Consider the following 20,811-nt stretch of genomic DNA (forward strand, 5'->3'; position numbering starts at 1 on the left):
CGACATGAGCAGGCAGCGCCGGGTCGGCGGACTCGTCGTCGCCGTGCTGGCGCCGCTGCTCCTGGTGCCGGTGCTGGTGCCGCTGCGCGATCAGGTCAACCTCGCCAGCGACGTCGCCCTCTTCCTCGTCGTCGTGGTGGCCTCGGCCCTGGTCGGCGGTCCCGGGCCGGCCGTCGTCGCCGCGGTGCTCGGCGCGACCCTGCTGAACTTCTGGTTCACGCCGCCCTTCCACACCTTCGCCATCGACGACGCCAACAACGTGGTGGCCCTGATCGCCTTCGTGGTCGTGGCCGTGATGGTCGGCTGGGTCGTCGACCTCGCCGCCCGCAGGGCCGAGGCCGCCGCGGCGGCCGCCGGCATCGAGGCCGCCGACCGGGTCCGGGCCGCGCTGCTCACCGCCGTCGGCCACGACCTGCGCACCCCGCTGGCGGCCGCGAAGGCGTCGGTGTCCGGGCTGCGCAGCACCGACGTGTCGGTGTCGCCGCAGGACCACGACGACCTCCTCGCCACGGCCGACGACGCGCTGGACCGGCTCGCCGCACTGGTGGGCAACCTGCTCGACATGAGCCGCCTGCAGGCCGGGGCGATGCCGGTCCGGCTGCGGCCGGTGGCCCTGGGCGACGTGCTGGCGAGCGCCCTCGACGACCTGGGCGTCGCGCCCCGGGGCGTCGTGGTCGACGTACCCGACGACCTGCCGGCCGTCGTCACCGACCCGGGCCTGCTCGAGCGGGTGCTCGTCAACCTGGTGGCGAACGCCCAGCGGTTCAGCCCGGCCGGTCGCCCACCCCTGGTGCGGGCGGCCGTCGCCGGGGACGGGTCGACCGTGGTGGTGGAGGTCGTCGACCGCGGGCCCGGCATCGCGGCGGAGGACGCCGAACGGGTCTTCCAGCCCTTCCAGCGGCTCGGCGACACCGACAACTCCACCGGCATCGGCCTCGGCCTCGCGGTCGCCCGCGGCCTCACCGACGCCGTCGACGGTGACCTGGTCCCCGGCCGGACCGCAGGCGGCGGGCTCACGATGACCCTGTCCCTCCCGGCCGAGCCGCGCACCGGGGAGTCCTCGTGACCCGGGTGCTCGTGGTCGACGACGAGCCCCAGATCGTGCGCGCCCTGGGCATCAACCTGCGGGCGCGCGGCTGGGACGTGGTGACCGCCGGCGACGGGGTCGAGGCCCTCGACGTCGCGGAGCACGCCGACCCCGACGTCGTCGTCCTCGACCTCGGCCTGCCCGACCTCGACGGGGTCGACGTGATCACCCGGCTGCGCCGGCGCTCCAGCGTCCCGGTCCTGGTGCTGTCCGGGCGCAGCGACAGCATCGACAAGGTCGACGCCCTCGACGCCGGCGCCGACGACTACGTCACCAAGCCGTTCGGCATGGACGAGCTGATGGCCCGGCTGCGGGCGCTGGTACGCCGCGGCCAGGCCGAGGAGACCACGCCGGAGCAGGACCGGGTCGCCTTCGGCCGCGTCGTCGTCGACCTCGCCGCCACCCGGGTCACCGTCGACGGCGAGGAGGTCCGGCTCACCCCCACCGAGTGGCACCTGCTGGACGTCTTCGTCCGCAACCCCGGCCGCCTGATCAGCCAGCGCCAGCTGCTCAGCGAGGTCTGGGGACCGGGCTACGAGAACGCCCACGGCAACCTCCGCCTCTACATGGCCCAGCTGCGCCGCAAGCTCGAGCCCGAGCCGTCGCGGCCCGTGCACTTCCGCAACGAGCCGGGGATGGGGTACCGGTTCGAGCCCTGAGGGGTGCTGCCCGGTGGGTGGTCGTGTGCCTGAGGCAGCGGAAACCCGCTGCGTGGGGCACACGACCCGGCACGGCCGGCCGCGGCTGTGGACAACCGGATCGGGAGGTTCGGGCCCGCAGGAGCGGCGGGCAGGTCGCCTTGCATGCGTCCCGATGTCCACGAGCTCGCCGCCCGGCAGTGCGGCCTGCTCGCCCGCCGACAGCTGACCTCCCTCGGCATGTCCTGGAACGCGGTCGACCGCCAGGTCCGCGCCGGACGGTGGGCGGAGTGCTCCCCCCGCGTGGTGTGTACGACGACGGGTGCCCTCACGGTCGACCAGCAACGCTGGCTCGGGGTGCTGCACGCCGGTCCCCGCAGCGTCCTCGGCGGCCTGACCGCGGGTGCCCGTTGCGGCCTTCGTGGCTGGGAGCGTGCCGAGGTCACGGTCCTCGTCGACGACGAGCTGGCCTTCGAGCCCGTGTCGGGCATCGCGTTCTTCCGGTCGCGGCGACCCTTCGACCTGCTCACCGATCCGCGCCCCGGCATCCCCTGCGCCCGACTCGAGCCGGCGATCCTCCTGTGGGCGGGCTACGACGCGCCCCTGCGGGCCGCGCACGGCGTACTCGCAGCTACTGTCCAGCAGCGCCTGACGACCGCGGCCCGGCTGAGCGCGTGGGTCGAGCAGCTCCGTCCACTGCGGCGTGCCGCGGGCTTCCGGTCGATGCTGCGCGACGTCGAGGGCGGCGTCCACTCGGGGGCGGAGCGGGACGTGGCGCGCCTGTGCCGGCGCTTCGACCTGCCCTTCCCCGACCGACAGACGATCCGGGTCGACACCTCCGGGCGGCGCCGGTGGACCGACTGCGAGTGGCGGCTGCCCGGCGGTCGGATCCTCGTCCTGGAGGTCGACGGCGCTTTCCACATGGAGGTCACCCAGTGGACCGCCGACCTCCGCCGGGACCGTCGACTGACCGCACCGGACCGGATGGTGGTGCGGGCGTCGGCGTACGAGCTCCGGCACGAGCCGGCCGAGGTGGCCGCGGACCTCGTCGCCCTCGGTGTCCGCCCGCTCCGCGGGGAGTCGTGTGCCTGAGGCAGCGGAATCCCGCTGCGTGGGGCACACGACTCCCGGCCGGCACCCGGCTGCGAGGATGCGCGCGTGGGCGAGGTCTTCGAGTGCGAGATCCAGGCGCGGCTGCGCGACGTCAACCTCGGCGGGCACGTCGACAACGTCGAGGCGCTGCGGGTGCTGGACGAGGCGCGGCTGCTGTTCTTCCGGCACGCGCCCCTGGCCGGCGGGTCCGCGGGCGACCGGCCGGGGCTGTTCCGCGAGGTGCCGTCGGGGATCGTCGAGCTGGTCGGGTCGCAGCGCATCGACTACCACGCCGAGATGAGGTTCGTGGCCTTCCAGCCGTTCGTGGTGCGGATGTGGGTGGGCCACGTCGGCCGCTCGTCGATGTCGGTGTCCTACGAGCTGCGCGTCGCGCCCGACCAGCCGCCGGCGATCGTCGCCGAGAGCTCGGTGGTCTTCTGGGACCCTGCCGCCGGGTCGTCGTGGGCGATCTCGGACGAGGTGCGGGCCACCCTGGCGTCGTACACGGGGGCGCCGGTGGCGCTCAGGGAGCGACCCGGCCGCTGACCTCGTCGTCGGGGGTGGGGGCGAGCAGCCAGGCCAGGGTGACGCCGGCCAGCGCCAGCCCCAGGGACACGATCCCGACGACCGCTGCGTCGAAGGCGGCGCTCTCGAACGGGCGGTCCAGCCCGGCGAGGAAGGTGCCGACGGAGAGCAGCGCCGCGGCGCCGACCGCCGCGGGGAGCGTGACGGCCGGGAGCCGGCGGGGGCGCGGGGCATCGGCGAGCACCGGACGTCGTACGACGGCGAGGAGGGCCAGTCCCACGACCGTGATCCCGACGACGCCGCTGACGTGCTGCGCCCACTGCTCGCCCCGGAGCGGGCCGTGGAAGGTGTGCAGCCACTCGATGTTGCGCACGCCCCAGCGCCCGCGGTGGGTGAAGGCGTCCCACACGACGTGGGTCACCGAGCCGAGGACCGCGGCGAGCGGCGCGAGCAGCCAGGCCTTCGCACCGATGCGCGCGCGGCCCGGCAGCCGGTCGCGGACCCGGGCCGGGGCGGTGTCGACGATCGCGTCACGGCCCCAACGGTCCCAGCCGAGCAGCAGCACGAGGGTCAGCGCCAGGTCGACGGTGAGGATCCCGGCGAGGCTGTGGGTGTAGCCGTAGAGGCCCCACGACTGCGAGAAGACCGGCAGGTCGGGCGCCATCGAGCCGATGACCATCGCCGAGAGCGGTAGCCCGAGGCCGCGCAGCGGCAGGACCGCGGCCGGGTGGGCGATGGTGACGGGCACCCGGACAGGCTAGGCATTGCGGCCTCAGCCGCGGCACTAGGGTGACGGGCATGAGGCTCGGGATCGTGGTGCTGTCGGCCGTGCTGCTGCTGAGCGGCTGCTCCGACGACGGAGGCAGTGACGGCGACGAGGGGCGGGGCGGAGGTTCGCCCGCCGGCGCGGTCGACACCCGCGCGATCGAACTGCCGGCCGAGCTCGCCGGCCTGCGCGACCGCAGCGACGTCATCGAGGACCAGGCCGGCGCGGAGCGCGCCGAGACGGACCGGGAGAACGCCGAGAAGTCCGTGGCGCTGACGAAGGAGTGGTACGACCGGGCCTACGACGGCGCCGGCTTCGGCATGCGGACCTACGCCGACGACGAGCTCGAGCTCCTGCCGACCGTCATCGCGGTGCGGGCACCGGCCCCCGGCCTGACCAGCGGTCCGGTCGCCGACCCCGAGGTGCTGGGGATCGAGGCGGGCCCGAGCGTGCCCCGGCACGTCGAGTCCGACGGGGTCGAGTGCGTGGAGTTCTCGACCGTCACCGTCCCGGCCGGCCAGGAGGTCGACCCGGACAGTGTCGTCACCGGGCTCTGCTCGGCCACCGACGGCACGAACACCGTCTTCGTCCACGGCATCACCGGCGGTCGCGAGGGCCAGGAGCGGGCGATGGAGCTCGCCCGGGCAGCACTCGCCGCGATCGACTGACCCGGTCGCGCCGCCCCCTCACCGGCCCGCGATCCGCAGCGACGCGGTGAGCTCCTGCCCGGGCTCGATGCCCTCGAGTCCGGCCTGGCGTCGTACGGCCACCTTGAGCGGCACCAGGTAGCGACCGTCCTTGGGGAAGAGCGCGGTGGTGAAGTCGGTGTCGCCGATCCGCATCTCGACCGCGACCTGGCCCCAGTACTCCAGCCCGCGCGCGGCCTCCTTGATGTCGTCGCTGTCGTCCTCGGGCACGGCCAGGAACCAGTACGGCGCCGGGCCGCGCCACTCGACGACGGTGCCGGTGAAGGTCAGGTCCACGGCACGAGGGAAGCACCCCCCGGCGACAACCGGTCGGCACACCGGTCAGCGCACCGGCGAGCGCACCGGTCAGCGCAGCAGGGCGGCGATGTCGTCGTACCCGCGCCGCTCTGCGTGCTGCAGCGGCGTGACCCCGTCCTGGTCCCCGATGGTGCGGTCGGCCCCGGCGGCGAGCAGGATCCGGACGATCTCGACGTAGTCGTCGCTGCCGTCGCCGAGGATGATCGCCTCCAGCATCGCGGTCCAGCCGAGGTCGTTGACGTGGTCGATGTCGACGTCGGTCCGGACGACGCGGCGGATGTAGTCGACGTGGCCGCGCTCGCCGGCGGGGATGGGCGACAGGCCGCCGTAGCGGTTCCTGATCGTCAGGTCGGGGTGGGCCGGGAGCAGCGCCTCGAGCATCGCGACGCTGCCGGTCACACCGGTCACCAGCCACGGGGTGTCGTGGCGGTCGTCGAGGGCGTCCGGGTCCGCGCCCATCGCGACGAGCAGCTCCGCGACGGCGACGCGGTCGAAGGTGCTGGCCAGCAGCAGCGCCGTACGACGACGGGCGTCGCGGGCCTCGATGTCGGCTCCGGCGCGCAGGGCGACCGCCACGGCATCGGCGTCGCCGCGCTCGGCGGCCCGCAGCAGCGCGCCGTCGGGGTCGGCGGGGGCGTCGGCGGTGGTCACGGTCCTCAGGATCCTCTCCAGTCCGTCGTACCCGCGCTCGCGGGCCATCTGCAGCGGGGTCAGGCCGGCCGACGGCGAGACCTTGTCGAGCTGGACGCCGCCGGCGGCGAGGACGCGCAGCGTGGTGGCGTAGGCCGGCGTGTCCTCGCCGAGCCAGACCGCCTCGTGGATGGCCTGGTAGCCGATCCGGTTGACGTGGTCGCGCTGGATGCCAGCGCGCAGCAGCTCGCCGACCACCAGGCCGTGGCCGCGCTCGGCGGCGCGGATCAGGCCGGTGCCGTTCCAGCTGTCCTTGTCGTCCACCTTCGCCCCGTGGCGCAGCGCGAGCCGCAGCAGCTCGAGGTGGCCCTCGCTGGTCGCGACCAGGTAGGCGGACTGCTCGGTGCTGTCCTTGGCGTTGACGTCGGCGCCCTGCCGGACCAGCCGGCGGGCGGTCCCCACGTCGTTCGCCCACGCGGCGTCACGCAGCTGCTGGTCGAGCGCGGCCTGCTGCTCCGTCGTGAGCCCGGGGGTCGTGCCGGCCGCCTCCGCCCGGGCCGTGCCGGGGTCTCGTGACGGTTGCTGCGCAACCTCCTCGACCACCGGCCGCTCGCCGCCACCCCCGCAGGCGCCCAGGAGGAGCGCGAGCGGGAGGGCGGCCAGGACGGCGCGGTTCATCGCGTCGGGTCCGTGACGACCTCGTACGGGCCCGACGCGACGGCCTCGTCGAACTTGCTGTCGACGTACAGGATCCGGCCGCGCAGCGTCTTCGCCGTGGTCAGCACGCGGTCGGCCGACGAGGGCTCCTGGCCGAGGGTGACCAGGCGGCTGCCGTCGGCGGAGACCCGCAGCGTGGCGACCATCCGGCTGAAGTTGCGTACGACGGTGAGCCGGTTGCCCCGGCGGACCAGGCCGTCGGCGTTGACCAGGTCGGTGTCGGTCGCGATCTCGCTGGCCTCGCCGGTGCGGGAGTCGAAGCGCCACATCCGGCCGACATTGCCCTGCGCGACGACGAACGCGCTGCGGTCGGCGGAGAGCACGATGCCGCCCAGGTTGAAGCCGGCCGAGCGGGTGATGGTGCCGGTGGCGTCGGCCCACAGGGTCGCCTCCCAGCCGTCCTCGCCCTCGGCGACGCGGAAGACCTGCGGGTCGTTGGAGTTGGTGAAGTACGCCGCCCCGTCGCGGCCGATCGCCACGTCGTTGAGGAAGGCGTCGGCGGTGCCGGGCACGCGGAGCGCGGCGAGCAGGGCGCCCTCCTTGTCGTAGACCCAGAGGTCGGGGCGACCGGTGCCGATGCCGTTGGGGCCGCCGGCGACGTACACATTGCCCTCGTGGTCCACGGTGATGCCGCGGGCGGTGAAGCGGCCGTCGGTGCCGTCGCCCTCCAACCACTCCTCGGTCTGCGCGGACTGCACCGAGCCGCGGTGGATCTCGCCGCCGGTGACCTCGCTGACGTAGAACAGGCCGCGACGCTCGTCGGCGCCGATGCCCTCGAACTTCGAGCCGACCGGGCTGGCGGCGTCGCCCTGCAGGAGGTACGACGCCGGGCGGCCGCCCTCGTCGGCGGACGCGGGGGTGGCGGTCGCGGCGAGGCCGAGCGTGGTGGCGGCGGTGGCGAGGAGCAGGGAGCTGGGGATGAGGTGGTTGCGCTTCATGTCTCCACCTTGCGCCGGTCGGGCCGTCCGGCACGTCGGGCAGGTGGGTAGCCCTCGATAGCCAATTGGATGATGCCGCCGGCCACCCCGCATCCCTAGTGTCGTGCGTCGGAAGTTGTTGGTCGGTTGGCGTGCTCAGCGTGCGTGCATCGCAAGGCGCCGGCGCGAAGCCATACCGGGTCGTCTCGCGAGCGTCGGCAACGCCGCGAGGTGCGTGCGATGGGTGCGCGAAGCGCTCAAGAACTTCCGAGGCGCGACACTAGGGTGAGGAGGTCATGTCTGTCCTCAGCTCCGTCGCGCGCCGTCCGGGTGAGCACGGCATCCTCGCCCCGGCCGCGCGGCTGGACCGCTGGCTGCTCGCCGTGCTCGTGGTGCTGCTCGTGACCTGCGCCGTCCGGTACGCCGAGCGCCACGGCCTCGACGCCCGGGGCTTCGCCGTGCTGGCCGGGGCCCTCGTGCTCGGCCTGGCCTACGCGACCCGCGGGCTGGTGCGGGGCACCAGCTGGTGGCCGACCGCGTGGGTGACCGGCATGGTCGTGCTGTGGGGCGCGCTGACCGCGGTCGCGCCGTCCTTCGCGTGGTGCGCGGTGCCGGTCGCGTTCGCCGTGCTGCAGGTGCTGCCGTTCGCGTGGGCGGTGGGCTGCGTGGTCGCGATGACCGTGCTGCTGACCGCCGCCTGGCAACGCATCACCGACGGCTTCGACCCGGTGCAGGTCGCCGGCCCGATCGGCGTCGCCCTCGTCACCGTCCTCGCCTACCGCGCCCTCGACCTGGAGACCCGTGCCCGGCAGGCCCTCGTCGACCAGCTCGTCGAGGCGCAGGCCGAGCTCGCCGAGGAGCAGCACCGCACCGGTGCCCTCGCCGAGCGGACCCGCCTCTCGCGCGAGATCCACGACTCCGTCGGGCAGGGCCTCTCCAGCATCAACCTGCTCCTGCAGGCCGCCGAGCAGGCGTGGGCCGCGCAGCCGGAGACCGCGCGCGGGCACGTCCGCACCGCCGCCGCCACCGCCCGCGACGGCCTCGACGAGGTACGCCGCGTGGTGCGCGACCTGGCCCCCGCGGAGCTCACCGACGACGCCGACACCGCTGCCCTGGCCGCGGCACTCGAGCGCGCCGCCGCCGAGTCGACGCTCGCGACGGCCGGCCTCGACGTCGCCGTCCGCGTGCACGGCATCCCCGTCCCGGTGCCACCCGACGTCGCCGCCGCCCTCGTGCGCACCGCCCGCGGCGCCCTCGCCAACGTCCGCGAGCACGCCGCCGCCGACCGGGTCGCGCTCACGCTGACCTACCAGCTGGACGAGGTGGTCCTCGACGTCCGCGACGACGGACGCGGCTTCGACCCGGCGCTGGTGCGCCCGTCCGACACCCGTGGCCGCGGGCTCGCCGGCATCCGTGAGCGCGCCGCGGGGCTCGGCGGGCGCACCGAGGTGGAGAGTGCTCCCGGGGAGGGCACGACCGTCTCGGTCAGCTTCCCGCTGCGAGCCCAGCCAGAGGAGGGACCGTGATCCGGATCGTGCTGGTCGACGACCACCCCGTGGTCCGGGCCGGGCTGCGGGCGCTCGTCGACGGCCAGGAGGACCTCTCCGTGGTCGGTGAGGCCGACGGGCTCGACGCGGCCCTCGCCGTGGTCGCGGCGGACCGGCCGGACGTCGTACTCATGGACCTGAGCCTGGGCGCAGGTGAGGCCGGGGGCGCGCAGGTGACCGCGGCGGTCCGCGCGCTGCCGGAGCCACCCGAGGTGCTGGTGCTGACGACCTACGACACCGAGTCCGACATCCTGCGGGCGCTGGAGGCCGGCGCGCGGGGCTACCTCCTCAAGGACGCCCCGCCGGACGAGCTCTTCGCCGGGATCCGCGCCACCGCGCGCGGCGAGACCGTGCTGGCCCCGTCGGTCGCGGCCACGCTGGTGCGGCGTACGACGCCGGGCGCGACCACGATCACCGAGCGCGAGGTCGAGGTGCTCGAGCTGCTGTCGCGCGGCCTGGGCAACAAGGAGATGGCGCGCGAGCTGTTCGTCTCCGAGGCGACGGTGAAGTCCCACCTGTCGCACATCTACACCAAGCTCGGGGTCGACACCCGGGCCGGCGCGGTCGCGGCCGCGATCGAGCAACGCATCATCCGACCCGTGGGAGGTTGAGGACATGCCCATCAACGACGACGACCGACGACACCTGGCGCGCTGCGTGGAGCTCGCGTCCCACGCCGTCGACATCGGCGACGAGCCGTTCGGCTCCGTGCTGGTCGACAGGGACGGCCTCGTGCTCTTCGAGGACCACAACCGCGTCAGCGGCGGCGACGGGACCCGCCACCCCGAGCTCGCGATCGCCCTGTGGGCGGCGGCCAACGTGCCCGTCGCGGACCGGCCGGCCCTGACCGTCTACACCTCCGGCGAGCACTGCGCGATGTGCTCGGCCGCGCACGCGTGGGCCGGCCTGGGCCGGATCGTCTTCGCGACCTCGACCCCGCAGCTGCTCGGCTGGCTGGAGGAGCTCGGCGTGCCGGGCGGCCCGGTCACCCCGCTGCGGATCACCGAGGTGGCCCCGGGCATCCCCGTCGACGGCCCCGTCGAGGAGTTCGCCGGCGCGGTGCGTGCGCTGCACGAGCGCTACCACCGCCGCTGATCCGTCGTACCGGACCCAGTGGTCGTGATCTCGGGCAGAAGCCAGCCACTGAGTCCGGTACGACGGGCAGCAGGATCGGACGTGGCCGCCATACTCGCGCCATGGCCGATCGACGGGGCGGGACGCCCACGCCACCCACCGACTCCGAGGTCGTCAACGAGCGCTGGGACGGCGAGGACCTGTCCGGTCGCACCTTCACCCGGGTCGCCTTCGTCGACGTCGACCTGACCGAGGCGACCGCGGCCGGCGCGACCTTCGACGAGTGCACCTTCCGCGACTGCGACCTCAACGCGACCCGGTTCACCGACTCCGGCTTCCTCAACTGCACCTTCACGAAGTCGTCCTTCTTCGGGGCGCGCTTCGAGGGCTGCAAGCTGGTGGGCTCGATGTTCGACCGGTGCCGGTTCGGGTCGTTCGAGGTCGTGGGCGGCAGCTGGCACCTGGTCGGACTGCCGGGCGCCGACCTCCGTCGTACCGTCTTCCGCCGGGTCGACCTGCGCGAGGCGGACCTCACCGGCGCGCGGCTCAACGACGCCACGCTCCACCACGTCGACCTCGCCGGAGCCTGGCTGCACCAGGCCGACCTCTCCGGCGCGGACCTGCGCGGGTCCGACCTGAGCGCCGTCGACCCGGTCGCCCACCAGCTCCGCAAGGCGGTCGTCGACCTGGACCAGGCCGTCGCGCTGGTGCGGGCGCTGGGCCTGAAGGTCGAGGAGGACGCGCCGCTCGACCCGTGACGGGCGGTCAGGTCCAGTCGAAGGTCAGCAGCGCGAGCTGCTCCACCGGCTCGTGGAAGAGCAGGATCCCGTCCGCGCCGGCCGTCCGGTAGTGCCAGCCCGGCACCTCGGCGACCAGCTGGAACCGGCGACCCGCGGGACTCAGCGGGAAGGCACCCTCCTCGTCGTCGGTGAACTCCACGGGGAACTCGTCGAAGGCCCAGTTCCCCGCGCCCGCGATGCCCCCGACCTGCTCGAGCACGGGCACCGGGTCGGTGTTGCCCCAGGCGGGCGCGCCGGACTCGTCGAGGCGGACGAGGGTCCCGTGCTCGTCGTACCACGCACGGGTCGCGGCCCAGGACCGCTGCTGCTCGTCACGGTGGGCGACGAGCCGGTCGAAGTCGTGCGGCTCCATCGGGGCGCTGTCGGCGTCGTACGACAGGGCGAAGTACCGCTCGTCGCCGAGGAAGCGCATCCGGTCGCCCTCCATCCTGAAGGGCAGCCAGTTCTCCCGGAGCATGCCGGTCGGGTCGGCCCGCGCGGCGACGGCGGCCGTGCGCCAGCCGATGACCACCTCGTCCGGCTCGATCGGGCTCACCAGGTGGGTCCAGCCCGACAGGGCAGGGTCGACGAGGGACAGGTCGACGGAGACGAGCGGGTGCAGGTGGTCGGCCAGCCACAGCTGGTCCTCGACGAAGACGTCGGCAGGTGGCGGGAACATCCGGAGTCCAGGGGAGTCCGGGCCCAGGTTCGTCAGTGGCTGGGGGGCGCTCATGGTGCCAGCGTGTCAGCCCTTCTCGACCGCTGCGAGGACCTTGTCCAACTTCGCCTTCAGGTCCGGCACCTCGTCGAGCAGCACCAGCTTGTCGTTGAGGTCGCCGAGCAGGGTCTGCACCTGGCCGAGCACGTCACGCGTCTCGGCGAGCGTGGCGTCGACGGTCGTGAGCTTGCCGTCCACATTGGTCAGGGTGCCCTCGACGGTGCTCAGCGTCCCGCCGACCGTGCCGAGCGTGGTGTCGACATTGGTCAGCGCGACCTCGGCGTTCTTCAGCACCTTGTCGGCGCGCTTGAGGACGTCGGCGACGGGGTTCAGGCCCACGGTTTTCTCCTTCGGTACGACGACGGTGTCGATCGGTGTCGGAGGCACACCTTGTCAGGCCGCACCCCCGAGGCGGTGGAACTTCACGCCAGTCGGCCCAGGACGCTCTCGGATTCGATCAGGCCGGCATCGCTCGGCGCCTCGCCCTTCCCGAAGACCTTGTCGTGCTGCTTGGCCCGCCAGGCCAGGTGCGCCTCGGCCGGCCTGTCGTAGCCGTAGCGCTCGCGTGCCTGCTCCGGCGTGAGGACCTCGCGGTTGGTGGGCGGGACCCCGAGGAAGACCGGCGCGACGACCGGGACCGTGCTGGGCGAGAGCAGCCCGAGGATCCGCAGCTGCAGCCGCTTGCTGAAGGTCAGCAGCGCGAAGGTGACCTTGAGGACCGGCAGCACGGCGAGGTCGACGGCGCGCGACTGGTGCAGGTCGCCCATCTCCCGCATCCAGCGCGGCAGGGTCGCGATCACGCCGGCCCGGAAGAACCTCCCCACCACCCACTGGCCGGGCCGCAGGAGCCACGGCACGCGAACGAGCTGGTCGACGTCCATCAGGTGCTTCATCGCCCGCTGCGCGATCGGTGAGCCGGACATCACCGGCCGCATCCGCTCGTAGTAGGCGTGCAGCTCGGCACGGTTGCGCGGGACGTCGGCGGGGTCGCAGGTCTGCAGCTCGGCGGCCACCGCGCACTCGGCCCAGTACTGCGCCTCCTCGGCGGCGGTGAGCCGGCCGGGGCCGTACATCTCGTAGGCCTTGAGCACCGAGTGCCAGCCGGTGACCAGGATCCACAGCTGCGAGTCGGGGTCGTTGGCGTCGTACTGCCCGCCGCCGTAGGGCTCGGTGCCGATCGCCTTGCTGTGCACCTTCACGAGCACGTCGGCGGCCCGCGAGGTGGTGCGGCTGTCGCCGAAGGCGACGAGCGCGAAGTAGCGGATCGTCCGGTCGTAGCGGGTCTTGGGGCGCCGGTAGATGTCCTGGGTCCGGTCCACCGACGCGACCAGGTTGGGGTCGAGCTCCTCGACGACGACGGCGCGGCTGAAGCCGATCGTCAGCGAGGTCGGGTAGCCCCAGACCCGCCACGCGACGGAGTCGGGTCCGAAGAAGCCGTAGTCCTCGGCAGGGGTGATCTCGGAGCGCTTGGTCATCGCCATGGCGGCCATATTGCTACAGTTGTGTAGTAATTGGAAGACCCCAGGACGACCTAGGGTGGGGACGTGACCCAGCAGACCCGGAAGCGGCGCCCGTACGCCGCCCGCATGCCGATCGAGGAGCGTCGTACCCAGCTCCTCGACGCGGCGCTGCGCGTCATCGACCGCGACGGGTACGACGGCGTCTCGATCGACGCGATCGCCAAGGAGGCCGGGGTCACCCGGCCGGTCGTCTACGGCGCCTTCGACGGCCTCGGCCCGCTCCTCACCGCGCTCCTGGACCGCCAGCAGCAGCGCGCGATCACCCAGCTCTTCGCCGCGCTCCCGACCGAGACCGCCACCGACGCGGTCGCCGTCGTCGACCTCTCCGGGCCGCGGCTGCACCAGATGCTCCTCGATGACCCGGTGACCTGGCGGGCGATCCTGCAGTCGCCGGCCAACGTCCCCGAGGTCGTCCGTGCCCGCATCGAGGCCGACCGCCAACAGGTCCGCACCATCATCGAGGGCCTGGTCACCGGCGTCCTGGGCCCGAAGGTCGACGCACCGGTGATGGCGCACGGGATCATCGCCCTGCTGGAGCACTTCGGCCGCCTCGTCCTCGACGACCCCGAGGAGTACGACGCCGCCCGGCTCACCGCGGCCGCCAGGGCGCTCGCGGCATCATGGACGCCGTGACCGGTCGCACCGTCCGCCTGGCCGCCCCCGCCGACGCCGGCGTGGTGGGCCGGCTGCTGTTCGACTTCAACTCCGAGTTCGAGGCGCCGTCGCCGTCGGCCGACGAGCTCGCCCGCCGCTTCACCGCCCTGCTGGCCCGTGAGGACGTGCTCGTCGTGCTGGCCGAGGACGGCGAGGCCGCCACCGGCTTCGGCTACCTCACCCTCCGGCCGACCCCGTACGGCGACGGGCCGCTCGCCCAGCTGGAGGAGCTGTACGTCGTACCCGACCTCCGCGACGAGGGCATCGGCACGGCGATCCTCACCCGGGCGGTCGACGAGGTGCTCGCCAGGGACGCGATCGAGGTGCACATCAACGTCGACGAGGTCGACGTGGACACCCGGCGCTTCTACGAGCGCCACGGCTTCGTCAACATCGAGCCCGGCACGGACTATCGGATGCTCTGCTACCTGCGCGAGCTGTGACGGCGCCCCCGATGGAGATCCGCACCGCGTCGGCCGGCGAGGCAGCCGCGCTGTCGGCGCTGGCCCTGCGGTCGAAGGCCCACTGGGGCTACGACGCCGCCTTCCTCGACGCCTGCCGCGCCGAGCTCACGCTCCGCGAGGACGAGCTGGCGGAGCGTCGTACCCTCGTCGCCGAGCTCGACGGCGCGCTGGCCGGGTTCGGGACCCTCGAGGGCGACCCGCCCTCCGGCGAGCTCGGGATGCTCTTCGTCGAGCCGGCCGCGATCGGGCGCGGTGTGGGCGGCGCGCTGCTCGCGGACCTGATCGGCCGGGCCCGCGGCCTGGGCTTCACCCGGTTGGCGATCGACGCCGACCCGAACGCGGAGGCCTTCTACCTCGCGCACGGCGCGGTCCGGGTCGGCGAGGTGGCGTCGGGCTCGTGGCCCGGCCGGGTGCTGCCCCAGCTGGAGCTGGCGGTCACTCCAGGTTGACGTCGGCGAAGATCAGGACCGGCCAGGCGATCACCTCTCCGACGTACGACGCGGTCGCGTCGAGGCCGTGCAGCTTGCTGAGGTGCTGGCGGTGGGCGTCGGCCCAGAAGACGCCGACGACGAGATAAGGCAGGGCGAGCCAGACCCCGAGGATGATCAGGTCGCGGACCCACGACCGCTGCTCGAGCGCGTTCTCCGTTGCCGTCATGACGTCACGGTAGGCGAGTCCGAGCGCAATTACTACACTTGTGCATTAATTGCGTGGCGTCGATGTCGGCGGTCCCGGGCAGGGTGGCCCCATGACCACCTCCCCCGTCACCGAGCTCCTGTCCGTCTGCATCGACACCTCCGACGCGGCCCGGCTCGCGCAGTTCTACGCCGACCTCACCGGCGGCGAGGTCACCGGCGTCTACCCCGAGTACGGCTACGCCTCGGCCTCCGTCCTCGGCTCGACGCTCAACTTCCAGACCGTCGAGGGCTACTCCGCGCCCCAGTGGCCCGGCCAGGAGCGCCCGCAGCAGTTCCACCTCGACTTCCGGGTGCCCGACCTCGACACGGCGCTCGCCCACGCGACCTCCCTCGGCGCGACGGTCGCCGACAGCCAGCCGGAGGGGGTGACCTGGCGGGTCATGCTCGACCCCGACGGCCACCCGTTCTGCCTGTGCCCGCCGCAGGAGCAGTGAGGGCTCAGCCTCGGCGGTAGGTCAGGTGCGTGACGTGCGGCGTGTGCCGCACGGACACCGGCACCAGCCCGGTCCGGGGCACGCCGTCGAAGAGCCGCGAGCCGTCGTGGCCGTCCGCGGCGGACAGGCCCGACACGTGCGGCACGACGTGCCAGCGCAGCTCGTCGAGCTGGCCGGTCGCCATCACGGCGTTGATCGTGGAGGCGCCGCCGGCGATCGCCACGTTGCGGTCGCCGGCGGCCTCGCGTGCGCGGTCCAGCGCGACGTCGAGGCCCTCGGTGACGAAGTGGAAGGTCGTGCCGCCCTCCATCGGGAGCGGGTCGCGCTCGTGGTGGGTCAGCACGAAGACTGGTGCGTGGTACGGCGGGTCCTCGCCCCACCAGCCGTGCCAGGCCAAATCCCAGGTACCCCGGCCGGGGCTGAACATGTTGCGCCCCATCACGAAGGCGCCCGCGTCGACGATCGCGTCCACCTCGGCCTGGTTGTCGTCGCCGTGGTCGAACATCCACCCGTGCAGCGGCCCCTCGTCGAAGTCGCCGAAGGGGCGCTCCAGGCGCTGCCCCGGGCCGGCCCCGAAGCCGTCGGTCGTGGTGGAGATGTCAGCGGTCACGATGCCCATGCCGGACTGACCGCCGGTGCCCCGAAAACTCATCGTGGCCGTCCGCGGGACCGTGGGAGGATCGGGCCGTGCTGGGCATCACCGACCTGTCGACGTACCTCGTCGGCCTGATCCTGATCATCCTGCTGCCGGGCCCGAACTCCCTCTACGTCCTCTCCGTCGCCGCACGGCGCGGGGTCCGCGACGGCTACCGCGCGGCAGCCGGTGTGTGGACCGGCGATGCCGTGCTGATGACCCTCTCCGCCGCGGGCGTGGCCTCGCTGCTGCAGGCCAACGACCTGGCGTTCTCGATCGTGAAGTGGGTCGGCGCCGGCTATCTCGGCTACCTCGCCTTCACCATGCTGCGCGGCGCCCTGCTGATGTGGCGGGCCCGCGCGCGGGCGGTGCAGGCGGTCAAGGACGGGGCGCCGCCGCCGGTGCCGAACGAGCGTCCCTACCGGCGCGCGCTGGTCATCAGCCTGCTCAACCCGAAGGCGATCCTCTTCTTCGTCGCCTTCTTCGTGCAGTTCGTCGACCCCGCCTACGACAAGCCGGCGCTGTCGTTCCTCGCCCTCGGGACGCTCGCGCAGGTCGCGAGCGTCGCCTACCTGTCGGCGCTGATCTTCGGCGGCACCCGTCTCGCGGACGCCTTCCGGCGCCGCCGGGCGCTCTCCGCAGCCGGCACCTCCGCGGTCGGCGCCATCTTCCTGGGCTTCGCGGTCAAGCTCTCGCTCGCACACGCCTGAGCAGGCGCCGGGTCACCACGAGACCTCGTCGCAGGCCGTCGAGCGGTGGCCCTCCACCTGCAGCGTGGCGTGCTCGATCTGGTGCTGCTCGCGCAGCACGGCCTGCCCGGCGCGCAGCGCGACCGTCGCGTCGGCTCCCTCGCTCAGCACGAGGTGGGCCGTGGCGACGTTCATCCCGGAGGTGAGCGTCCAGACGTGGAGGTCGTGGACGTCGCACACCCCGTCCACCGACGCCAGGGACGCGGTCACGGCCTCGATCTCCATGCCGGCCGGCACGTGCTGGCCGAGCACGGCGAGCACCTCGCGCCCGAGCACCACGGCCCGGACCGCGACGAAGCCGCCGATCAGGAACGCGACGACCGTGTCCCACACGCCGTTGCCGGTCGCGAGGATCAGGCCGCCCGCGGCGAGGACGCCGACGCTCCCGGCGGTGTCGGCGACGACCTCGAGATAGGCACCCTTGACGTTGAGCGAGTCCTTCGCGCCCGCGCGCAGGAGCAGCAGCGCGGCGACGTTGACGAGCAGGCCGAGCAGGCCGACGACGAGCATCGGGCCGGTCTCGACGTCGACGTCCTCGCCCATCCGGCCGATCGCCTCGACCACGACGTAGACGGCGACGCCGAGCATCATCAGGGCCGCCAGGCCGGAGGCGAAGACCTCGGCCCGGTAGGACCCATAGGTACGACGCCCGGTGCTGTCCTCCCGGGTCGCGATCTTGGTGGCGACGAGCGCCGCCCCCAGCGCGACGACGTCGGCCGCCATGTGGCCCGCGTCGGAGATCAGCGCGAGTGAGCCGCTGACGATGCCGACGACGAGCTCGACGACGAAGAAGGCCGCGATGATCGCGAACGAGATGGCGAGCCGCCAGCGGTGGCGCCCGCCGGCGTGCCCGGTCGTCGTACCGCCGGCGTGGCCGTGCCCGTGACCGACGCCCATCACCACTCCTCGTCGCCGTGCAGGGCGGCGGGACCGAAGTTCGCCGACAGGACGACGGCCTCGCCCGTGGCCTCCAGCAGCCGCTCGGCCGCGCGCAGGACGTCCGCGGTGGCCGCGGGGTGGGCGAGGGAGAACATCGACGCCCGTCCGCTGGGCCGGGAGACGACGAGGCCGCAGTCGCGCAGGCAGGCGAGGTGCTTGGACACCGTGGACTGCGCCAGCCCGAGGTGGTCGGTCAGGTCGACGACGCGGTGCTCGCCCAGCGCGAGGTGCTGCAGGATCGCGAGCCGGTTGGGATCGCTGAGGCCGTGCAGCAGGCAGGCCGCCGCGACCAGCGCCTCCACCTCCGACGAGGCCTCCACCTGATTCATCGCCATACGGCGATGTAATCACCGTTCGGCGACGCCGGTCAAGGCGACGCCCGGCCGCCGGGAACGTAAAGTTCTCCGACTTCCCGCGTCCGGTCGGCGGATCCTCGTCTACGGTCGACGCAGGGAGGAGCCCACCTCGGGCACAGTGCGGGGCCCCGTGGAGAGGGAGAGCGGACGCGACCGGTGGTCGCCTCCGCTGACGAGGCGGGACAAGTGGTGGTGCGGGTCGACGGCGGTGGCACGCCGCCCGGTGGCATGCCCTCGGGTGCGTCCGAGCAGGAGGCGCAGCGACTGCGCCTGATCCTCGAGGCCACGCCGAGCGCGATGCTCATGGTGGACCGGACGGGCCATGTCGTGCTGGTCAACGCCCAGGCGGAGAACCTGTTCGGCATCGGTCGGGCTCGGCTGCTGGAGATGGAGGTCGAGGACCTCATCCCGCGGCGCTCCCGGGCGGCCCACCACACCTACCGGACGCGCTATCTCGCGAACCCTGCCGCTCGTCCCATGGGTGCCGGACGCGACCTCTACGGGCTGCGGGGGGACGGGACGGAGGTCCCGATCGAGATCGGCCTCAACCCGATCCGGATCGGCAACGAGTCGTTCGTGCTCGCCTCCGTGATCGACATCAGCGAGCGCCTTGCGACCCAGGCGGCGCTGGAGACCATCGGCCGGGACTCGCTGCGCCGCACCATCCTCGCCAGCATGCCCTGCAGCGTGGTGGCCACCGACCTGGCGGGCCGCATCCTCGCCGCGAACCCCGCAACCGAGGTGCTGCTGGGATATCCGGAGGCGGAGCTCGTGGGGGCGCCGCTGAGTCGCCTCTACGCCGGGGACGGCCAGCGGGAACCCGGCGACCGCGTGCTCGACCTGCCCGCCGTGGCCACCGGCGAGGAACGGGAGCTCACCTATCGCCGCCGCGACGGCTCCGAGGTCCCCGTGGGCGAGGTCATCAGCCCGGTCACCGACGACGACGGCGTCCTCACCGGCTACCTCGCCGTCGGCTTCGACATCACCAAGCGGGTCGAGGACAGGGCGCGCGTCGCGTACCTCGCGAGCCACGACTCCCTGACCGGACTGCCCAACCGGGCCACGCTGACCCGCCACCTCGAGGACGCGATCCGGGAGGCCGAGCGCAAGCAGGAGCGCGTCGCCCTGCTCCTCCTCGACGTCGACCACTTCAAACGGGTCAACGACTCCCTCGGCCACCACGTCGGCGACCGCCTGCTGCTGGGGCTGGCCGACCGCCTGCGGCGTACGGTCCAGGACCGCGACCTCGTCGCCCGGCTCGGAGGCGACGAGTTCGTCGTGGTGATCTGCGGGCTGACCCGCATCGAGGAGGTCAGCGCCCGGGTCGAGCGGCTGGCCGCCGCCCTCCCGGGGTCGGTGAGCGTCGACAACCGCGAGGTCCTGGCGACCGCCAGCATCGGCTGCGCGGTCTTCCCCGACCACGGCCGCACCCCGGCCCACATGCTCAAGCACGCCGACATCGCGATGTACCGCGCCAAGGCGGCCGGGCGCAACAACCTGCGTTGGTACGACGCCTCGATGGGCGCCGACGGCAGCGACAAGCTGGTCCTGTCCACCGCCCTGCAGCAGGCGCTCGACCGGGACGGCGAGCTGTCGGTGGCCTACCAGCCGCAGGTGGACCTCGCGACGGGGGCGCTGCTCGGCTTCGAGGCGCTCGCCCGCTGGACCTCGCCCGCACTGGGCGTCGTACCCCCCGACCGGTTCATCCCGGTGGCAGAGGACTCTGGCCTCATCGCGCACCTCGGGGCGCAGGTGCTGCGGCAGGCGTGCCGCGACGCGGTGACCTTGCGCGAGGAGCTCGGGCTGCCGCTGCGGATGGCCGTGAACGTCTCGCCCCGGCAGTTCGCGCGCAGCACCTGGCTCGACGAGGTGGACGCGGCGCTGTCGGAGTCCGGCCTCGACCCCGCGGCCCTCGAGCTCGAGATCACCGAGGGAACCCTGATGGACGACGACAACGACGTCCGGCTGGTCCTCCACGAGCTCAAGAGCATCGGCACGCGGATCGTCGTCGACGACTTCGGCCAGGGCTACTCGAGCCTTGCCTACCTGACCCGCTTCCCGCTCGACAAGCTCAAGATCGACCGCGAGTTCGTCCGTCGCATCGCTGCGACCCACGCGGACGCCGCCGTCATCGACGCCATCCTCGCCATGTCCCACGCGCTGGGGATGCGGGTGTCCGCCGAGGGCGTCGAGACCCTCGAGCAGGTGGAGTACCTCCGGGCCCGCGGCTGCGACGAGGCCCAGGGCTTCTACTACGGCGAGGGCGCTCCCCTCGTCGACGTCGCGAACCGGACCAGCCGCCTAGTCCCGAGTGCTCACCCATCGACCGCCGGAGCCGAAGGAAGAACGTGACCGAAGCTGTCCTGTACGACGCCGAGACCGGCCTGCCGGGGAGGCCCCTGCTCATCGACCGGCTCCGCATGGCGCTGCGGGGTGCCGAGCGCACCGGCCACGAGGTGGGCCTGGTGCTCGTCGACATCGAGGCGGTGGAGGACCCCGAGGGTCCGGTCGACGCCGCCGACCTGGCCGGAGTGCTCAAGGAGGTCGGGGAGCGGCTCAGCTCGTGCGTGCGCGGTGTCGACTCGGTCGGCCGCCTCGGACCGACCACGTTCGCCCTCGTCCTGCAGGGCGAGGTGGGGGAGGAAGGCCTGAGGGTGCTGGCCCACCGCGTCCTCTTCGAGCTCAGCCCTCCGGTCGTCATCCGCCTCCGGCAGTTCTTCGTGCTGGCCAGGCTGGGCGGCACCATCGCGCGTCCCCGGGTCGACGACCCCGGCACCATGCTGCAGCGGACACGCCAGGCGCTCGCCACGGCCCAGGAGCCCGACGGGGAGCTCTTCGTGCTCCACCTCCCGTAGGGCTAGTCTCGGGC

27 protein-coding genes are annotated in these 20,811 nt (G+C 73.3%); 16 read left to right on the plus strand and 11 right to left on the minus strand.

The annotated features are described in order from the left end of the window. Window positions 1-4 precede the first annotated feature (4 nt). The 4 genes from BJ993_RS08995 (at window position 5) to BJ993_RS09010 (ending at window position 3,363) form a co-directional block, all read left to right on the plus strand. Window positions 5-1,066, plus strand: a complete 1,062-nt coding sequence (locus tag BJ993_RS08995) for a sensor histidine kinase (RefSeq protein WP_218864655.1) — start codon at window positions 5-7, stop codon at window positions 1,064-1,066. Then, a complete protein-coding gene (locus BJ993_RS09000; protein ID WP_179648494.1) occupies window positions 1,063-1,746 on the plus strand; it encodes a response regulator in 684 nt (227 codons plus the stop codon). Before BJ993_RS08995 ends, BJ993_RS09000 begins: the two co-directional genes overlap by 4 nt. 144 nt (window positions 1,747-1,890) lie before the next feature. Then, the gene (locus tag BJ993_RS09005; RefSeq protein ID WP_179648495.1) at window positions 1,891-2,817 is read left to right on the plus strand and encodes a putative endonuclease domain-containing protein; all 927 of its coding nucleotides are present in this window, start codon (window positions 1,891-1,893) and stop codon (window positions 2,815-2,817) included. A 66-nt stretch (window positions 2,818-2,883) separates the two neighbouring features. Further along, entirely contained in the window at window positions 2,884-3,363 is a 480-nt protein-coding gene (locus tag BJ993_RS09010; RefSeq protein WP_179648496.1) for an acyl-CoA thioesterase, read from the plus strand. On the opposite strand, the gene BJ993_RS09015 is transcribed toward BJ993_RS09010, so the two are convergent. Then, window positions 3,341-4,090 carry a DUF4184 family protein gene (locus tag BJ993_RS09015; RefSeq protein WP_051932108.1) on the minus strand — a complete coding sequence of 250 codons (750 nt, stop codon included), beginning with the start codon at window positions 4,088-4,090 and terminating at the stop codon, window positions 3,341-3,343. The genes BJ993_RS09010 and BJ993_RS09015 overlap by 23 nt on opposite strands. Window positions 4,091-4,140: 50 nt before the next feature. On the opposite strand from BJ993_RS09015, the gene BJ993_RS09020 reads away from it, so the two are divergent. Continuing rightward, window positions 4,141-4,776 (plus strand): hypothetical protein, encoded by a 636-nt coding sequence (locus BJ993_RS09020; protein WP_179648497.1) that lies wholly within the window; start codon window positions 4,141-4,143, stop codon window positions 4,774-4,776. Between the two features lie 18 nt (window positions 4,777-4,794). Here the strand turns inward: BJ993_RS09020 and BJ993_RS09025 are convergent, their stop codons facing one another. The 3 genes from BJ993_RS09025 to BJ993_RS09035 all read right to left on the minus strand — a co-directional run bounded on the left by BJ993_RS09025 (window position 4,795) and on the right by BJ993_RS09035 (window position 7,397). Beyond that, the gene (locus BJ993_RS09025; RefSeq protein ID WP_179648498.1) at window positions 4,795-5,091 is read right to left on the minus strand and encodes a DUF1905 domain-containing protein; all 297 of its coding nucleotides are present in this window, start codon (window positions 5,089-5,091) and stop codon (window positions 4,795-4,797) included. A 69-nt stretch (window positions 5,092-5,160) separates the two neighbouring features. Continuing rightward, window positions 5,161-6,420: an ankyrin repeat domain-containing protein gene (locus BJ993_RS09030; RefSeq protein ID WP_179648499.1), complete on the minus strand. Its 1,260-nt coding sequence runs from the start codon at window positions 6,418-6,420 to the stop codon at window positions 5,161-5,163. Then, window positions 6,417-7,397, minus strand: a complete 981-nt coding sequence (locus BJ993_RS09035; RefSeq protein WP_179648500.1) for an SMP-30/gluconolactonase/LRE family protein — start codon at window positions 7,395-7,397, stop codon at window positions 6,417-6,419. Before BJ993_RS09035 ends, BJ993_RS09030 begins: the two co-directional genes overlap by 4 nt. Window positions 7,398-7,672: 275 nt before the next feature. Between BJ993_RS09035 and BJ993_RS09040 the strand changes: the two genes are divergently transcribed. The 4 genes from BJ993_RS09040 (at window position 7,673) to BJ993_RS09055 (ending at window position 10,755) form a co-directional block, all read left to right on the plus strand. Further along, window positions 7,673-8,902 carry a sensor histidine kinase gene (locus tag BJ993_RS09040; RefSeq protein ID WP_179648501.1) on the plus strand — a complete coding sequence of 410 codons (1,230 nt, stop codon included), beginning with the start codon at window positions 7,673-7,675 and terminating at the stop codon, window positions 8,900-8,902. Next, window positions 8,899-9,534, plus strand: a complete 636-nt coding sequence (locus tag BJ993_RS09045; protein ID WP_036544087.1) for a response regulator — start codon at window positions 8,899-8,901, stop codon at window positions 9,532-9,534. The genes BJ993_RS09040 and BJ993_RS09045 overlap by 4 nt, the downstream gene beginning before the upstream one ends. A 4-nt stretch (window positions 9,535-9,538) precedes the next feature. After that, on the plus strand, window positions 9,539-10,018 hold the full coding sequence (locus BJ993_RS09050; RefSeq protein ID WP_179648502.1) for a nucleoside deaminase: 480 nt from the start codon (window positions 9,539-9,541) through the stop codon (window positions 10,016-10,018). 101 nt (window positions 10,019-10,119) lie between these two features. Continuing rightward, window positions 10,120-10,755: a pentapeptide repeat-containing protein gene (locus BJ993_RS09055; protein ID WP_179648503.1), complete on the plus strand. Its 636-nt coding sequence runs from the start codon at window positions 10,120-10,122 to the stop codon at window positions 10,753-10,755. A gap of 7 nt (window positions 10,756-10,762) precedes the next feature. Here BJ993_RS09055 and BJ993_RS09060 read toward each other — a convergent pair whose 3' ends face one another. From BJ993_RS09060 to BJ993_RS09070, 3 genes are all read right to left on the minus strand, one after another. Then, a complete protein-coding gene (locus tag BJ993_RS09060) occupies window positions 10,763-11,509 on the minus strand; it encodes a hypothetical protein (RefSeq protein ID WP_179648504.1) in 747 nt (248 codons plus the stop codon). A 12-nt stretch (window positions 11,510-11,521) separates the two neighbouring features. Further along, window positions 11,522-11,833 carry a hypothetical protein gene (locus tag BJ993_RS09065; RefSeq protein WP_036544082.1) on the minus strand — a complete coding sequence of 104 codons (312 nt, stop codon included), beginning with the start codon at window positions 11,831-11,833 and terminating at the stop codon, window positions 11,522-11,524. An 83-nt stretch (window positions 11,834-11,916) separates the two neighbouring features. Further along, entirely contained in the window at window positions 11,917-12,975 is a 1,059-nt protein-coding gene (locus tag BJ993_RS09070; protein ID WP_257026848.1) for an oxygenase MpaB family protein, read from the minus strand. Window positions 12,976-13,038: 63 nt separating this feature from the next. Between BJ993_RS09070 and BJ993_RS09075 the strand changes: the two genes are divergently transcribed. From BJ993_RS09075 to BJ993_RS09085, 3 genes are read left to right on the plus strand one after another with little or no spacing between them, the layout of a single operon-like run. Continuing rightward, on the plus strand, window positions 13,039-13,647 hold the full coding sequence (locus tag BJ993_RS09075; RefSeq protein WP_036544078.1) for a TetR/AcrR family transcriptional regulator: 609 nt from the start codon (window positions 13,039-13,041) through the stop codon (window positions 13,645-13,647). Further along, window positions 13,644-14,111, plus strand: a complete 468-nt coding sequence (locus BJ993_RS09080) for a GNAT family N-acetyltransferase (RefSeq protein ID WP_308645526.1) — start codon at window positions 13,644-13,646, stop codon at window positions 14,109-14,111. Before BJ993_RS09075 ends, BJ993_RS09080 begins: the two co-directional genes overlap by 4 nt. Window positions 14,112-14,122: 11 nt before the next feature. Next, entirely contained in the window at window positions 14,123-14,581 is a 459-nt protein-coding gene (locus BJ993_RS09085; RefSeq protein WP_179648507.1) for a GNAT family N-acetyltransferase, read from the plus strand. Here BJ993_RS09085 and BJ993_RS09090 read toward each other — a convergent pair. Then, on the minus strand, window positions 14,568-14,789 hold the full coding sequence (locus tag BJ993_RS09090; RefSeq protein WP_179648508.1) for a hypothetical protein: 222 nt from the start codon (window positions 14,787-14,789) through the stop codon (window positions 14,568-14,570). The genes BJ993_RS09085 and BJ993_RS09090 overlap by 14 nt on opposite strands. Window positions 14,790-14,880: 91 nt before the next feature. Here BJ993_RS09090 and BJ993_RS09095 point away from each other — a divergent pair, with 91 nt between their 5' ends. Then, window positions 14,881-15,264, plus strand: coding sequence for a VOC family protein (locus tag BJ993_RS09095; protein ID WP_179648509.1), 384 nt, complete (start codon window positions 14,881-14,883; stop codon window positions 15,262-15,264). A gap of 4 nt (window positions 15,265-15,268) precedes the next feature. Here BJ993_RS09095 and BJ993_RS09100 read toward each other — a convergent pair whose 3' ends face one another. After that, window positions 15,269-15,916: a dihydrofolate reductase family protein gene (locus tag BJ993_RS09100; RefSeq protein ID WP_257026849.1), complete on the minus strand. Its 648-nt coding sequence runs from the start codon at window positions 15,914-15,916 to the stop codon at window positions 15,269-15,271. Between the two features lie 35 nt (window positions 15,917-15,951). On the opposite strand from BJ993_RS09100, the gene leuE reads away from it, so the two are divergent. After that, complete coding sequence (leuE, locus tag BJ993_RS09105; protein ID WP_036544065.1) at window positions 15,952-16,608, plus strand: leucine efflux protein LeuE; 657 nt, start codon at window positions 15,952-15,954, stop codon at window positions 16,606-16,608. Window positions 16,609-16,620: 12 nt separating this feature from the next. Here leuE and BJ993_RS09110 read toward each other — a convergent pair whose 3' ends face one another. Beyond that, on the minus strand, window positions 16,621-17,544 hold the full coding sequence (locus BJ993_RS09110; RefSeq protein WP_036544063.1) for a cation diffusion facilitator family transporter: 924 nt from the start codon (window positions 17,542-17,544) through the stop codon (window positions 16,621-16,623). Then, a complete protein-coding gene (locus BJ993_RS09115) occupies window positions 17,544-17,921 on the minus strand; it encodes an ArsR/SmtB family transcription factor (RefSeq protein ID WP_036544061.1) in 378 nt (125 codons plus the stop codon). Before BJ993_RS09115 ends, BJ993_RS09110 begins: the two co-directional genes overlap by 1 nt. A 207-nt stretch (window positions 17,922-18,128) precedes the next feature. On the opposite strand from BJ993_RS09115, the gene BJ993_RS09120 reads away from it, so the two are divergent. Both BJ993_RS09120 and BJ993_RS09125 read left to right on the plus strand, forming a co-directional pair. Continuing rightward, complete coding sequence (locus BJ993_RS09120; protein ID WP_051932100.1) at window positions 18,129-20,294, plus strand: putative bifunctional diguanylate cyclase/phosphodiesterase; 2,166 nt, start codon at window positions 18,129-18,131, stop codon at window positions 20,292-20,294. Next, window positions 20,291-20,797: a GGDEF domain-containing protein gene (locus BJ993_RS09125; RefSeq protein WP_036544060.1), complete on the plus strand. Its 507-nt coding sequence runs from the start codon at window positions 20,291-20,293 to the stop codon at window positions 20,795-20,797. Before BJ993_RS09120 ends, BJ993_RS09125 begins: the two co-directional genes overlap by 4 nt. Window positions 20,798-20,811: the final 14 nt, after the last annotated feature.

Source organism: Nocardioides aromaticivorans (assembly GCF_013408525.1).
Lineage (GTDB): Bacteria > Actinomycetota > Actinomycetes > Propionibacteriales > Nocardioidaceae > Nocardioides > Nocardioides aromaticivorans.